Origin of the sequence: Lentzea atacamensis (assembly GCF_003269295.1) — a bacterium.
Lineage (GTDB): Bacteria > Actinomycetota > Actinomycetes > Mycobacteriales > Pseudonocardiaceae > Lentzea > Lentzea atacamensis.
Genome location: NZ_QLTT01000019.1, coordinates 1 through 13094 on the forward strand (window position 1 = coordinate 1; position 13094 = coordinate 13094).

The window sequence follows — 13094 nt, forward strand, 5'->3', positions numbered from 1 at the left end:
GGGAAACACCCGGTCCCATTCCGAACCCGGTAGTTAAGCCCTTCTGCGCCGATGGTACTGCACTGGTTACGGTGTGGGAGAGTAGGTCGCCGCCGAACTTAATTTAGCCCTGCGGGTTGAGCACTTCGTGTGCTCCCCGCAGGGTTTTTTCGTGCTTGAGCCGCCGACCGGGTGATGAGGCCGAGGCGAGCGGGTGATGTGAGCTGGGCTCGGCTTGTTCGTCCCTACCGTGATCGTCATGAACGATCAGCGGGCAGGGGAGGCACCATTGCGGTGGCGAGCGCGCAGGAGGCGGGGCAGGCACGCCCGCGAGCCCGCGCCGTCCTCGCAGTCAATCCTGCCCGCGGTGCTCGGCGTCGTGCTGCTGATGTGCCTGATCCTCCTCCTGCTCACGTACCTCTAGCGGGACTGCAGCGCGTCGAGCGCGACGGCTTGGGCGACCACGAGCCGGCGGTCGACGCCAGGATCCTGGATGCGGACCAGGTAGTGGTCGCGGATCCAGGTCTTCTTGTCGACGCTGAACACGGGAGCGCCGTTCTTCGTGAAGTCGAAGTGATAACGCATGGGGAACGGCGCTTCACCGACGATCGGGATCCACTGCCACAGCCGGCGGATGCCGGCCAACCACTTGTTGCGCTCGGCACCCGTCGACTCACCCCAGCCCGGCTGCTCGAGATGCCACGTCGAGCGCAGCAGCGACTTCGCGAAGTTCTTGCGGAACAATCCGATCGACCGCCCGTTCGCGTCGGTTACGTCGTAGCCGCTGCCCAGGTCGAGCGCCTTGCGGGCGTTGAACTCGAACAGCACCTGGCTCTTCGACGAGTCGGTGTAGATCGTGATCCGTTCCTTGATCTTGAACTTCTTCTGCTCGGCGAAGCCGACCAGTTCGCCGGGTTCGCCGTTGTCGTCGACGAAGACCTCGTAGCGGTTGATCATGAACGTGACCTTCTGGTGCACGTGCAGGACCTGCACGTTCTGGAGACTCACAGCTCACCCTTCTCGACTGGCACCGGGCGCAGGTCCCCCGTGGGGAACCGTCGCTCGTTGCGCTCGATCTTGGCGAACGCGGCCTCGACGAGGTCGACACCGAGCTTGTCCGCCAGCCTGGTGAGGTAGTGCATCACGTCCGCGAGCTCGTCCCGCACGTTCCACGCGAGGTCTGGGTCTTTCATCGCATTCTTCGCCTCTTCGGGCGTCAGCCACTGGAAGAGGTCGGTGAGCTCGCCGACCTCCGCGGACAACGCCATCACCAGGTTCTTGGGGGTGTGGTAGCTGTCCCAGTCACGGGCAGCGGCGAACGCCCGCAACGCATCCCTCAGGTCCACGAGATCACGCTCACTCATGACCCACTAAGTACCACGTTGCCAAAAGACATAGGTGGACGAACGGGCAAGGATGCAGGTCAATCAAGCATGGATCGTCCGCGTCAAGGTTGATTGGCTCTAGTCATGTCAACATTGAGCGGAATCAAGTCGTCAACCGTCCTCGTGCTCGGCGCCACCGGCAAGACCGGGCGCCGCGTCACCGAGCTCCTCGGCCAAGCCGCTCGTCCGGCGTCGAGGTCGTCGGCCACGAAGTTCGACTGGGCGGACCCGGACACCTGGGAGCCGGCCCTCTCCGGCACCACCGCGGTCTACGTGGTTCCCCCGGAGAACCCCGCGCTCCTCGCCGACTTCGTGCCTCTCGCGGTGAAGTCCGGCGTCACCCGGCTCGTGCTGTTGTCCATGCGTGGCGCTCCCGACGGCGACCCGTTCGAGGCCGCGATCAAGGACTCCGGTGTCGAGTGGACGATCCTGCGGCCGACGTGGTTCATGCAGAACTTCGACGAGGACATGTTCGCGGCGCCCGTCCAGCACGGCGAGCTGGCTGTGCCCGCAGGGCAGGGCATCCACCCGTTCATTGATGTGGTGGATGTCGCCGAGGTGGCTGTCACGGCGCTCACCGAGCCCGGCCACGCAGGGCAGACCTACGAGCTGAGCGGGCCGGAGTCGTTGTCGTTCCCCGAGATGCTGGCGCGGATCGTCGCGGTGACCGGCAACCCGGTCCTCTACACCGACGTCGCGCCGGAGGAGTTCGCGGCCACGCTGCGCGGGCTCGGCTACCCGGACGAGATCGCCGACCTCGTCACGATGCTGCTCGTGCGCGTCCGCACGGGAGCCGAGTCGCACCTGTCCGACGGTGTGCAGCGGGTGCTGGGCCGTGAGCCGCGAACGTTCGCGGACTACTTGGGCAGCAGCAGCTTCGCCTGAAGGCCGCGCGTGCCTTCGTTGGTGATGACGGTTTCGCAGAGCGCTCGCCCCGTGCGGGTGCGCCACTCTTGCGCCATCTCGCAGTAGCGAAGACCCATCGCGTAGCTGAGCTGGCCGATGAGTTCTCCTTCGAGCAGCACTTCAAGGGTGTGTTCGCCGACGTGCGTGCCCGTGGCGATGCGGCAGTCGCGGAGTTCCGCGATGACGTGGACGGGCGTCCGGCCGTTGACCACGCGGTGCAGCACGTGCTGATGGGCTTCCTCGCCCACGACGGGGACCTGCTGCTCGGCGGGCATCGTCGGTGCCGTGCCGAGGGCCTCGTGGTCGAGCAGCAGCAGCCGCGGGTCGCCGAGGTGCAGGTGCACGCCGTAGTAGCGGTGACCGCCACCCATGATCCGGGCGGGGCACGAGCCCACCTCGCCGCGCTCGGCCAGTTCGAGCAGCAATGGCTGGTAGTCGGCGGCCTGGTCGCCGCGCAGGTAGCCGGCGGTGATCGCGGAGCCGTCACCGCGCAGCAGGTCGACCCGGACGGCCTGGTCGTGCCGGTTGGCGGACTCCGGCACGAGCACCGCGGTCGCCTGAATCGCTTCCTCCGCGGTGTGCGCGGCCGCGTGCCGCGCCACCTCGGCGATGGCGTCCTGGTAGTTCGACTCGCCGATGATGGCGACCCGGCCCGCCGTGGACAGCCGGCGGATGCGGGTCCGGGTGCGCATCGGGACGATCTGCTCAGGCGCCGCTCTGTTCTTCGTGCCGACGAACATCAACGCGAACAACGCGAGCCCGATGACGAAGCCCAGCGGGCCGAAAGCAACGGTCAGAACCAGCGCGAGCACGGCAACGGCGATCAGGACTGCGGCAGGCGAAGGCTCTGTGCGTTGCTGCATCGTCATAAGCCGTCCTCACGACTTGGCATCTCCGTCACTCTCAGTGTCGGGTATGCCAGACGATGCGTTTCACAAATCGCTCGTTTGGCCTAGTGCAACAGGCTGAGCACTCCAGCGCGTGACCGGATTGCGTCGTGGATCGGGTTCGTCGGCCATCGGTGAGACCGGGTTCTCCTCGGTGAGCCTGTAGACGACGCCCTGCCGGAACCACACGTGCGTCGCGATCCACGCGATCAGGCCGAAGAAGACCCCGACGAGGTAGCCCCAGCCGTCGGTGAAGATGCGGAACACGGAGAAGAGCGCCATCTGGGTCGTCAGCGCGGAGATGATGAGCGCCGCCCAGCGGTTGCCGTGGTTGACCGTCCGGGTGTTGCGCACCGGCGGCTCCTGGCCGGCCAGCTCCCACAGGTTCTTGGCGTGGGACCACCGGTCGCTCTCCATCGGCGGCCGTGGATCCGGTACCACGCGGTGCTCGGCTCGTTCCACCACGAGCTGCCGGAGCGCGGCCGCGTCGCCGACCGGCAACAGCCACTCCTGCCCGCCGCCGATGACCCGCAGCACCTCGCCGGCGTGAGGGTGAGCTCGCTGGTGCTGGCCAGCCGCCACGGCGCGGGTGTGTGCACGACGCCGGCCTCGACGGCGCTGATCCGGTCGAACCGGATGGCGACCCTGCCGATCGGGCTCATCGGGTGCACCGGCGGCGGGAGCTTGTCGAGCAGCAACCGCCGGGACTGCACCCGCAGCCGGCCACCGCCGCGCAGTCCGACGGCGATCTCGACCGCGGATCGCCGCACTTCTCCCGTGACCGGCCAGGACACGATCTTCCCTGCCAGCCACGCGAGCCCCCAGGCGACGAACGGTGCCGTGGCCGCGGACGCCGCGTTCTCCCAGCCGTCGATCAGGCCGACGATGGCCCCGCCCACCGACGCCGGCACCGACGGCACCAACGCGATCTTCGGCCACGCCGTCGTCATCCACCAGAACACGACGAGCAGCAGGTCGCCAGCGCAATCGGCCACCCGACGACGTTCTCGGTGAAGGACTCCCGGAACTCTCCCGCGACGTCGAACTTCTCGTCCAGCAGCTCGCGCCGGTACAGGTACGACGAAAGAACGTGGTAGCCGGTCGGCACACCGACGACGCTCGCCACGAGCAAAGGCAGCGCCATGAGATAGCGCAAGAACACGACTTCTGGTCCCCCCAGGTTGATCAGTGGACCAGGGTAAGGCGTGCGCGTCCTCTCGGCCCTGGTTCTCGTCCACCCGGGAGCGCGGTCAGCACGAGCCCGAACACCAGGCCGTTGAGCTCTTCCAGGCCCAGGTTCAGTTCCTTGGCCACGTGGAACGGCGTCGTGCCGTTCTCGCGCAGAACCTTGAACACCTTGGTCAGCAGCTTCGACGTCTCCCTTCGCGCCATGCCACCTCGCAGGCCGTGGTACGCCCGGGCTCTGGCCGCGAACTGCTCCTCCGCGACGTGCCAGTGGCGGTGGCTCGTGCCGGGCAACTGCTCCTGCGGCATGAGGAACTCGGCGGCGAACTCCTCGGGCTCGTCGTGTCCGAGCAGGACGGCGAGCTGGACGGCCGCGTCGAACCGCGCCTGCTCCGGCGTCGCCGCCGGGTTGAGGAACACGTACGGCGTGCCGTTGTGCCAGCAGGAGAACGCGTCGTCGGCGGCGCAGTCGACCGGCAGGGAGAACACCCGCACGCCGCGGGACTCCAGCAGCTGCACCATGTTCGGCACCGGCGCCGTGTCGAGCCGCCATGCTCTCCGCGTGTCTTCCGGTGATGTCCGCGGCGGGGGCAGGTCCGGCTGGGGCAGCACGAACAGCCGCTCCATCCACGCGTTGAACTCGATCGCCAGCTGGGCCGCGGCGGTCGCCTGTGCGGTCACCACGGTGCCCTGCAGCCGAGGCGGTTCGGGTGCGGTGAGGAAGGCCGCCGGGAACCCGAGCGCGCCGGCCAGCGACTCGGTGGTGGCGGGCTTGGGCCTGCGCAGGCCGCGTTCGTACTCGCCGATGGCCCGCGCGGGTACCCCGGACTTGCGCGCGAGGTCGGCCGCGGTGAGACCGCGCCGGGTGCGGGCGAGCGTGAGTCGCGACGGGGTGAGCATGATCGAGCCATTCTCACCTCTGGCTCGGCGGGGCGCCACGCGGGGGCCGGTGGGTCCGATCGGCTGCACTCGGACCGTTTGGACCACGGACCCGGACGGCCTTGATGAACGTGTGGGGTGACCGGGGTGAGACCAGGTCGTTGTTCAAGGACCTCCGCACCACCGGGCTGGTGAAGACGGTCCGAAACGAGACCGACGCACCGGCCGGCAGCAAGTCGGGCACCGCGGCGCAGGTCGGCGAACTGGTCATCACCGGCGCGTTCTCGACGGCGACCGTCGCCACACCGGGCCGGATGATCACGGCCTACACCGGGCGCACGAAGGCCAGGTCGGTGATCTGGCAGGACAGCGGCCGCGAGGCCGACCTCATCGGAGTGTCCGAAAAGGAGCAGCTCGCCCTGGTCGAGCTGCTCGCCGACGAGCGGGACGATCCGAGCAGCGTGGTCAGCGGCGCAGGGCGACGGGGAAGTCCACCTCCTCCGGCCCGTCCACATTGGGCGTCCTGGTCTGCGCGAACTCCATCGGCGGCAACGGGATGCGGTGCGCCCACCGTTCGATGATCTGGTTCTGCGGTGTCGGCTCCGGCTGCGACACCTCCCGCAGCACCACGAGCCGGTCCTCCAGCTGCAGCGGATACGTGACGAGGAACCACAACTTCAGCCCTTCGGTGCGCGCGTTCTCGAACAGCGCGAACTGGTCGTGGTCGTTGTCGCGCATCATCGCGGCGATCGCGGGGCCCTTGGCGTAGTCGCTGCGCAGTGGCGCGTCCGGCGACCCCGTGCCCCGGTTGCCCTGCAACGTGCCGAGCAGAATCGGCCGCGACGGGTGCCGCACCAGCCCGGCGTTCCAGTGGTCGAGCCGCTGCCACCCCTCGGCCGCCAGCAGCTGCCGCAACGTGCCCACCCGGTGGATCCAGTCGAGCAGCCCCGGCGCGTTGGTGGGCCCGAACGGCGGTGACGCGGCACGTGCGTCGATGCCGGCGGCGATCGCGCGGTCCAGCACGTCGAGGCGCAGGTCCAGCTCGGCGAGCTTCTCCTCGGTCGTCGGGGTCAGCTTGTGGAAGGCGGCGTTGGTCATGGGTCCGACGGTAGCGATGGGGTCTGACAATTCCGGGAAACCACAGGTCGTGTACCGCCACGTCGACCCGGGACCCGCCCCGCCCGCCAGCTCCGAGACGACCTCCCGGGTGATGCGCAGGACTCGCCGGACCGGCACCGCGCCGGAGCTGGCGGTTCGGCGCGCGCTGCACCGGCGGGGATTGCGTTACCTCGTGGACGTCGCACCGCCCGGAACCAACCGGCGCAGACGTGTGGACGTGCTGCTGCGCGGGGCCAAGATCGCGTTGTTCGTCGACGGGTGCTTTTGGCACTCGTGCCCGGAGCACGGCCAGGTGCCGAAGGCGAACCGCGAGTGGTGGGAGGTGAAGCTGCACGGTGTGGTCGTGCGTGACCGGGACACCGATCTGCAACTCGCGGCCGCCGGCTGGCTCGTCGTGCGGGTGTGGGAGCACGACGACCCGGAGCAGGTCGCCGACCGGGTCGTCGCGCTCGTCGCCGCCGGGGTCAGACCGCCACGGGCATGAGCTGATGCAGCACGTCGCGCTCACCCAGCCGTTCCCGCGCCCACTCCACCACCGCGGTCTCCTGCGCGAACAACACGATCTGCCGGTCTTCCGACAACCGCAGCAACAGATCCAGCACCGCACGAGTGCGCGCGTCATCGGCCTGCACCGTCACGTCGTCCAGCAGCAGCGGACACGCTTCAGTGGCGAGGTGCTGAGCAAGAGCCACTCGCAGCAGCAGGTACACCTGCTCTGTCGTGCCCAAGGACAGACGCGAGGCCTGATGCCACGTCTCAGAGGCCGCACACACGCGCACGGTCAGCGACAGCGGATCCACGGCGGCATCGACATAACGCCCGTCGGTCACCAACGGCAGCCACGATCGGAGCGTGTCTTCCAGCGCCGGGGCGATCGTGCTGTGGACCTTCTCCCGCGCCGCGACCAGGTAGCGCGAGGCGAGGTCGATCGCCTCGACCTCCGCCTGCACCTCGGCCAGCACGGCAGCGGCGGCCTGCACGTCCTCCTCGGCCTCCGGAACGCCGGGCAGCGTCCTGGCGAGCTCGGCGACCGTCGCGGCCAGGGATTCGGCGGCGGCGGCCAGCGACGGGTCGGCGGGCGCGCAGGCGGCGTAGCGGGCGGCGTCCGCCAGCAACGCGGCGTGGTGGTTCTGGGCGGCGGAGAGGGTGGTTTCCAGGTCGTTCAGGGTGCCGTCGGCCAGGAGCGACTGCAGTTCGGCCCACGCGTTGCGTTCTTCCTCGGCCTCGCGCAGCCGCCGGTCCCAGCCGCGTTGCCACTCGGCGATCGCGCGGAGCAGGTCCTCCGGACGTTCCCCCGAGCCGCCGATCGCGGTCACCGCCTCGCGCAGCAGCGACAGCGCCCGGTCGTGAGCGGCGGTGGCCTCGGCGACGGTGGCTTCGGCCAGGAGACGGTCCTCCAGTGCCCGGGCCAGCAGCGGGCGCTGGGCGGCCATCAACGCCTGACGCGCGCGGACCTTGCAGTCGGTCTCGTAGTCGATCAGCAGGTCCGGCACGGACATCGTGTTGTCGACCTTGCCGCGGGCGGCGAGCTCGACGCGGACGACCTTCTCGGTGCGCGCCACCTCGCACACCAGGTCGGCGTGCTCGGCTTCCCAGGCCGCGCGGTTGGCCAGGCGCCACAACGTTTCGCGGTCCGGGGGGATGCCCAGCGCAGCGCACGAAGCAGCGGCCTCGTCGTGGACGCGAACGGCCTCGAGGGCGACGGCGCGCTGACCCTCGGCCTCCGCAAGTTTGCGGTCCGCGGCGAACAGCAGGCTGCGTGCCTCGGTGGCGGCCGCGGCTCGCTCGGCGGCGAAGGCCACGGCGTCGTCACGCTGGGGCGCGTTGCCGCGGGCCAGGGCACCGCCGACACCGGCGACAAATGCGGCGACGAGGACACCCATGGCGGCCATCTCCTGGTTCACCAGGAACAGCAGCAGACCGACCAACGTCGTGAGGCAGCTCAGTGCCAGCAAAGCGATGCGCAGGAACGGGTTCGGCATCGCGATCTCCTGCACCCGCGCGGCCGCCACGTCGGCCTCCACCTGGACGCGCGCCGCGTTGGCTGCCGCTTCGTCCTGGTACAGCCGGGCGGTGTCCACCTCGATGGACGCGGTGGTCAGACGGGCTCCGCTGCCCGGGTCCAGCCGCGTCGCCAGACCGCGCAGCACCGACGGTTCGGCCGTCGTGGCGGGCGACGGGCGGCGCTCGTCGTGAGCGGCAGCGACGGCGGACGCGGTCTCGTAGGCACTCGCCACCACGCGGAGGTCGTCGTCGAGCGCGGTCTCACCGCAGGGAAACTCCGGCAGGGCTTCCAGCTCGCCCTCCAGCGTCGACGAGGACGGCCCGGTCAGCACACGCGGGGTGGGAGCGGCGCGCCACGCGGCCAGCGCGCGGTTGACCAGGTGGGTCAGTTCTTCCTGCGCCGCCAGGCCGGACGGCGGGCCGTCACCGAAGCGCTTTTGCAGCTCGGTCAGGCGAGCCACCCGAGCGGCGAGCGCGTCGACGACAGCGGAGTGCTCCTGGACGGCCAGGCGCGCGCGAGCGGCGGCGGCCGACCGGGCCTTGACGCTCAGATCCAGATAACGCGCGTGCTCGCGGCGGGCCACGGCCAGGTCCGTTTCGGCTTCCCGCAGGCGGTTCCTGGCCTCCCGCAACGCGTCCACGGGTGCGTTCAGCCGCAGCAACGCCTGTTCCACCGTGCCGTCGGTGCCCGCGGTGGCGGCGGCACGGCGCAGGTGGTCCTGCAGGCCGTCGGCCGCGTCCAGCACCGACAACAGCTGAGCCTGGTCCACGCACGCGGTGGCGGCGAACGACGTGCGGTCCAGGCCGACGCGGCGCGCAACGTCAGGGCAACTGTCCTCGTCGAGGTCGCGGTCGACCGTCACGACCTCGCCGGACGCCAGCGACACCGTTGCGGCGACACGCCACGACTCGCCGTCCCACGGGCGGTGCCGCGCCGACGGTTCGCCGCACAGAGCCGCGCGGATGGCGGCGTGCCAGGACGACTTCGCGGACTCGTTCACGCCCGACACCACCGTCAGTCCCGGTGCCAGCGGCAGCGTCCGGTCGTGCAGCGGCCCGAACGCGTGCGCGGTGACCGACTCGATCCTCATCGCCCCTCCAAGGCCCGCAGGCCGGTGGCGAGCACGCGGCCGCGCAACGCCGTGTCCAAGGTCGCGTCGGCCAGCACGTCGCGCACGAACTGGCCGCGCACGGTTCGTTCTGCCGCAACGGAGTCGAAATCCAGCAACGGAAACGCCTCCGAGCTCTCCATCACCAACCCGAGTGAGCGCGACGCCGACACGTCGAACACCTCCCGCGACACCGTGCCGTCGTCGTGGACGGTGCACAGAACGGCGCCCCGCTCACCGGTTTCGCCCGCTGTCAGGGGATCCGGGTTGCCGGGGAACGTGTAGTGCGCGGCGTGCTCCGGTGTGTGCACGTGGCCGAGGAAGGCGTGGTCCAGTCCCGTGATCGCGACATCGTCCGGCGCGGAACCGTGGCACAGGGCCAGGTTCACCCCGGACCTGTTCACCGCGAAGCCGTCCAGGAAGTCCCGCGTCTGGCTGGGTTCGACGCGCGCGGCACCCCACAGAGTGACGCCGTCGGCGAGCTCGACGGGCGTCAGGTCGTCCGAGGAGAACACGTGCACGTTCGGCGACCAGTCCACCTGCTGGTAGACCGACTGCGGGCCGTACCAGTCGTCGTTGCCCGGCGCCAGGAACACCGGCATCGAGCAGTCGAACGACGAACGCAGGAACGAGGCCGTGGAAGGGGAGCAGCGTTCGTGCTCGTAGAGGTCGCCGGCGCAGAGCACCGCGTCGACGTGCGACTCCTCGGCGAGCTCGACGATCCGGCCCAGCGTGTCGCGCAACGCCTGGCGGCGTGCGGGACCAGCGCTGGCGAAGCGCGTGTCCAGGTGCAGGTCCGCGAACAGCAGCAGTTTCACCGGTGCCTTCAGGTGAGGTCGATGGTGCCGGACAGGGTCAGGGTCGGCTGCAGAGCCACGACGACGGACGCGGTGTCGGCGTGCCAGCCGCGCAGTTCCGCGACGGTCGGGGTCAGCTCGTAGCCGTGGTGCCGGATCGCGCGGCTCAGCGCGTGCCACAGCTGTGAGGCGTCGTGCGCCACGTCAGCGTCCACACGGGACGGAAGGCTGATCAGCAACGCGTGCACCGGCTGGTCGGTGTTCACGGCGCCACAGGCACGGGCCACCGATCGTTCCACCGCCGTGCGCAACAGCTCCGCGCAGCAGCGGATCCGCACGCCGTCGAGCTGATCCGGGCGTGCCAGCAGGTTCGCGACGCAGGTCAGGCGGTCCTGGACGTCCGAGGACAGGTTCATCGCTGCAACCACCCCGCGAGCAGTTCGGTGTCGCGGATCAGCACGTCCAGGTCGCCGCCGTCACCGCCGACGCGGCAAGCCTGCAGCAGGTCGACCGCCCACGATCCGACGACGTCCTCCAGGTGCGGCAACAGCTTCCCCGGCTCGCCGAGGTCGTCGAGCACGGCCAGCGCGATCTTCTGCCGGGTTGTCAGCGCGCATTCCAGCGTGCGTTCGACCTCGGCGTGGGGCATCCCGCGGGCGAGCCGCTCGCGCCGGAACCTGGCGTGCGACGCGGCTTCCAGTGCCGCCCGGCAGCACGACGCCACCAGCTCGGCCCGCAACGCGTCCGGCAGGTCCTCGTCGCCGCGCATGGCACGCGCGTCGTTCAGGCAGCGGCCGACGGGATCGTCGGACAACCGCACCTGCACGACGGACTCCTCGCCGCGGCAGACCTCCCAGACCGTCGCCGGCAGCCGCAACCGCCGCAGTGCCTCCACCAGCCGTTCGTCGTGCGTGAAGACCACGACCTGGCGCGTCAGCCCGACGTCGGCGAGCACCTGGGCGAGGCCATCCACCTTGGACGGATCCATCGCCTGCACGGGGTCGTCGATCACCACGAACCGGAACGGGCTCTCGTCCACCATCGCCCGCGGCAGGAACAGCGCGAGCCCCAGCGAGTGCAGCTCGCCCTGGCTCATCACCGCCAGCGCCGAGTTGGAGACGCCGTCGACGGACACGTCCAGCTCGACGTTGCGGGTGCCGCCGAGCCGCACGGCGCCCAGGTCGACGTTGCTCTGCTGCCGCAACCGCTGCCAGATCCGCTGCGACTCCTTGGCGAACGGCGCGATGCGCTCGGCCCGCAGTGTCGCGGCGGTCTTGCGGATCCAGTTCTCCGCCTCGGTCACGTCGGCGAGCACGTCGGCGTCCGCAAGCGCTTGCTGCGCCTGGGAGTGCCACTCGAACAACGCGATCGCCATCGGCCGCCACACCAGGTCACGCCGGTCGATCTGCTCGCGTGCCACGGCCTTCACCGCCTCGACCGCGGCCTCCAGCTCGGCGTAGCGGTCGAAGAACTCGTGGCGCAGCCGCACCGGGTCGTCGATCGCGACGCAGTCGTCCCACGCCTGCCAGGCCTGCAACGCGGCGGTCGTGTCGAGGATGCCCTGTGCTTCGAGCAGCACGTCCGGTGCCGGCTGGCACAACGCCCGCGTGGCCGCCACCGCCACGTCCAGCCGGTCCGCGGCCTCGTGCAGCTCCGCGGCGGCCCTGCTGAGGTGCTCCGCGCGTTCCCTGGCCTTGGCGAGCCACAGCCCGTCGAGCCGGCCGAGGTCGCACACAGGGCACGCCTGGTTGCCGCCCGACTCCTGCAGCTGGATCGCGAGCCGCAGGATCTCGCTGCACCGCAACGAGTCCTGCGCGTTGTCCGTCGCCACCACGGTGACCGCGCCGAGCGCCAGGTCGAGGGTCTCGCGGCACCTCTCGATCTCGTCGTCGGGCGGCAGCGGCAGGGCCACGATCTGGTGCAGCAGGTTGGTTCCACTGCCGACGTCCGCGCCCAGTGCCAGGTCCGCGATCGCGTCGAGGTCGGGGGAGTCGCTGCCGAGGAGCGCGGCGGCGCGGCGAGCGCGTTCGTCCTGGGACGCCGCCAGCTCCGCGCGCACCCGTTCCCGCCGGTCGTAGGGGCGGGCGACGATCTCGGCGAGACGCTTGCGGTGCTCGGCGAGCGACTGCTGCGCCTCGGTGATCGCTTCCAGTCCCAGCAGGCGGTGCATCGCCTCGTAGAGGTCCTCCGGCTGTGCGTCGAGAACGGTCCCCAGCTCGCTGTAGGGCAGGAACGGCCGGTAGGTCTCCAGCGCGTCGTGCCACCTGCGGCCGTCGAACGGCTCGTCGTCCTGCGTCCACTCGCCCTGCGCCAGGTCCTCGTCCTCCGCCCAGCACCGCCGGATCGTCGTCCTGTCCGCCTGCCCGGCCTGGACGAGCTCCAGCTCGACGGCGGTGTCGTTCTGGTGCAGGTTGCGCCAGCCCTGCCGCCACACGTCGTGCCGCGCGCGGGTCCAGCGGGCGTTGTAGCCGGTCAGTGCCAGTTCCGCCGCCTCGGCGAAGCTCGACTTGCCAGAGCCGTTGCGCCCGGTGACGACGGTCAGCCCGGGACCCGGTGCCAGCGGCAGGCGCGCATGAGGGCCGATGCCCCGGAAGCCGCGCACGCGGATCTCCGACACGAAGATCCCCCGGCCGGGGCCGTCCGCCGGTTCCCGCGGCGCCTCCTCCTGAACGGGCACACCGGTGAGCGCGCGTTCCAGCGCCGCTTCGCCGCGGCACGCCGCCAGCACCAGTTCCGCCGCACGTGGGGTGAGATCGTCTTTGGCCAGTCTTCCGGCCATCAGTTCGAGTAACCCGGCTTCACCCGCCACGGTCACATTTCCTCCAGCTGCCACCACTCGATAGG

At 70.3% G+C, this 13094-nt stretch carries 16 protein-coding genes and 1 rRNA gene; 6 read left to right on the plus strand and 11 right to left on the minus strand.

Going from position 1 to position 13094, the window contains the following annotated elements; all coding sequences use genetic code 11:
* Both rrf and C8D87_RS46645 read left to right on the plus strand, forming a co-directional pair.
* Positions 1-98: ribosomal RNA gene (gene rrf, locus C8D87_RS44235) — 5S ribosomal RNA — on the plus strand; the annotation flags it as partial.
* A 140-nt stretch (positions 99-238) separates the two neighbouring features.
* Positions 239-403: a hypothetical protein gene (locus tag C8D87_RS46645; RefSeq protein WP_170166820.1), complete on the plus strand. Its 165-nt coding sequence runs from the start codon at positions 239-241 to the stop codon at positions 401-403.
* Here the strand turns inward: C8D87_RS46645 and C8D87_RS44245 are convergent.
* Entirely contained in the window at positions 400-987 is a 588-nt protein-coding gene (locus C8D87_RS44245; protein ID WP_233442579.1) for an LURP-one-related/scramblase family protein, read from the minus strand. The genes C8D87_RS46645 and C8D87_RS44245 overlap by 4 nt on opposite strands.
* Entirely contained in the window at positions 984-1343 is a 360-nt protein-coding gene (locus C8D87_RS44250) for a nucleotide pyrophosphohydrolase (RefSeq protein WP_109642528.1), read from the minus strand. Before C8D87_RS44250 ends, C8D87_RS44245 begins: the two co-directional genes overlap by 4 nt.
* Before the next feature lie 105 nt (positions 1344-1448).
* On the opposite strand from C8D87_RS44250, the gene C8D87_RS44255 reads away from it, so the two are divergent.
* Positions 1449-2249 carry an NAD(P)H-binding protein gene (locus C8D87_RS44255; RefSeq protein WP_170166821.1) on the plus strand — a complete coding sequence of 267 codons (801 nt, stop codon included), beginning with the start codon at positions 1449-1451 and terminating at the stop codon, positions 2247-2249.
* Here C8D87_RS44255 and C8D87_RS44260 read toward each other — a convergent pair.
* Both C8D87_RS44260 and C8D87_RS44265 read right to left on the minus strand, forming a co-directional pair.
* On the minus strand, positions 2222-3133 hold the full coding sequence (locus tag C8D87_RS44260) for a hypothetical protein (protein ID WP_146772099.1): 912 nt from the start codon (positions 3131-3133) through the stop codon (positions 2222-2224). The genes C8D87_RS44255 and C8D87_RS44260 overlap by 28 nt on opposite strands.
* Positions 3134-3202: 69 nt before the next feature.
* Positions 3203-3694, minus strand: a complete 492-nt coding sequence (locus tag C8D87_RS44265; protein ID WP_146772100.1) for a hypothetical protein — start codon at positions 3692-3694, stop codon at positions 3203-3205.
* Positions 3695-3703: 9 nt separating this feature from the next.
* On the opposite strand from C8D87_RS44265, the gene C8D87_RS44270 reads away from it, so the two are divergent.
* Positions 3704-4171, plus strand: a complete 468-nt coding sequence (locus C8D87_RS44270) for a hypothetical protein (protein WP_146772101.1) — start codon at positions 3704-3706, stop codon at positions 4169-4171.
* On the opposite strand, the gene C8D87_RS45525 is transcribed toward C8D87_RS44270, so the two are convergent.
* Positions 4104-4319: a hypothetical protein gene (locus C8D87_RS45525; RefSeq protein WP_146772102.1), complete on the minus strand. Its 216-nt coding sequence runs from the start codon at positions 4317-4319 to the stop codon at positions 4104-4106. The genes C8D87_RS44270 and C8D87_RS45525 overlap by 68 nt on opposite strands.
* 23 nt (positions 4320-4342) lie before the next feature.
* Positions 4343-5242, minus strand: coding sequence for an XRE family transcriptional regulator (locus tag C8D87_RS44275; protein ID WP_112232619.1), 900 nt, complete (start codon positions 5240-5242; stop codon positions 4343-4345).
* A gap of 104 nt (positions 5243-5346) precedes the next feature.
* Between C8D87_RS44275 and C8D87_RS45530 the strand changes: the two genes are divergently transcribed.
* Positions 5347-5802, plus strand: a complete 456-nt coding sequence (locus C8D87_RS45530) for a hypothetical protein (RefSeq protein WP_146772103.1) — start codon at positions 5347-5349, stop codon at positions 5800-5802.
* On the opposite strand, the gene C8D87_RS44285 is transcribed toward C8D87_RS45530, so the two are convergent.
* Positions 5687-6319, minus strand: a complete 633-nt coding sequence (locus tag C8D87_RS44285; protein WP_112232623.1) for a hypothetical protein — start codon at positions 6317-6319, stop codon at positions 5687-5689. The genes C8D87_RS45530 and C8D87_RS44285 overlap by 116 nt on opposite strands.
* A gap of 49 nt (positions 6320-6368) precedes the next feature.
* Here C8D87_RS44285 and C8D87_RS44290 point away from each other — a divergent pair, with 49 nt between their 5' ends.
* Positions 6369-6824: a very short patch repair endonuclease gene (locus C8D87_RS44290; protein WP_411711546.1), complete on the plus strand. Its 456-nt coding sequence runs from the start codon at positions 6369-6371 to the stop codon at positions 6822-6824.
* Here C8D87_RS44290 and C8D87_RS44295 read toward each other — a convergent pair.
* From C8D87_RS44295 to C8D87_RS44310, 4 genes are read right to left on the minus strand one after another with little or no spacing between them, the layout of a single operon-like run.
* Positions 6805-9435, minus strand: a complete 2631-nt coding sequence (locus C8D87_RS44295) for an AAA family ATPase (RefSeq protein ID WP_112232627.1) — start codon at positions 9433-9435, stop codon at positions 6805-6807. The two genes, C8D87_RS44290 and C8D87_RS44295, sit on opposite strands and share 20 nt — an antisense overlap.
* Complete coding sequence (locus tag C8D87_RS44300; protein WP_112232629.1) at positions 9432-10271, minus strand: metallophosphoesterase family protein; 840 nt, start codon at positions 10269-10271, stop codon at positions 9432-9434. Before C8D87_RS44300 ends, C8D87_RS44295 begins: the two co-directional genes overlap by 4 nt.
* A gap of 8 nt (positions 10272-10279) precedes the next feature.
* Positions 10280-10666, minus strand: coding sequence for a hypothetical protein (locus C8D87_RS44305; RefSeq protein ID WP_112232631.1), 387 nt, complete (start codon positions 10664-10666; stop codon positions 10280-10282).
* A complete protein-coding gene (locus tag C8D87_RS44310; RefSeq protein ID WP_146772104.1) occupies positions 10663-13029 on the minus strand; it encodes an AAA family ATPase in 2367 nt (788 codons plus the stop codon). The genes C8D87_RS44305 and C8D87_RS44310 overlap by 4 nt, the downstream gene beginning before the upstream one ends.
* Positions 13030-13094 lie beyond the last annotated feature (65 nt).

Bases quoted from the DNA above. Each gene is read 5' to 3' on its own strand.
- C8D87_RS44285 (WP_112232623.1), bottom strand. From the start codon at position 6,319: ATGACCAACGCCGCCTTCCACAAGCTGACCCCGACGACCGAGGAGAAG.
- C8D87_RS44295 (WP_112232627.1), bottom strand. From the start codon at position 9,435: ATGAGGATCGAGTCGGTCACCGCGCACGCGTTCGGGCCGCTGCACGAC.
- C8D87_RS44260 (WP_146772099.1), bottom strand. From the start codon at position 3,133: ATGCAGCAACGCACAGAGCCTTCGCCTGCCGCAGTCCTGATCGCCGTT.
- C8D87_RS44305 (WP_112232631.1), bottom strand. From the start codon at position 10,666: ATGAACCTGTCCTCGGACGTCCAGGACCGCCTGACCTGCGTCGCGAAC.
- C8D87_RS44250 (WP_109642528.1), bottom strand. From the start codon at position 1,343: ATGAGTGAGCGTGATCTCGTGGACCTGAGGGATGCGTTGCGGGCGTTC.
- C8D87_RS45530 (WP_146772103.1), top strand. From the start codon at position 5,347: ATGAACGTGTGGGGTGACCGGGGTGAGACCAGGTCGTTGTTCAAGGAC.
- C8D87_RS46645 (WP_170166820.1), top strand. From the start codon at position 239: ATGAACGATCAGCGGGCAGGGGAGGCACCATTGCGGTGGCGAGCGCGC.
- C8D87_RS44255 (WP_170166821.1), top strand. From the start codon at position 1,449: ATGTCAACATTGAGCGGAATCAAGTCGTCAACCGTCCTCGTGCTCGGC.
- C8D87_RS44310 (WP_146772104.1), bottom strand. From the start codon at position 13,029: ATGGCCGGAAGACTGGCCAAAGACGATCTCACCCCACGTGCGGCGGAA.
- C8D87_RS44275 (WP_112232619.1), bottom strand. From the start codon at position 5,242: ATGCTCACCCCGTCGCGACTCACGCTCGCCCGCACCCGGCGCGGTCTC.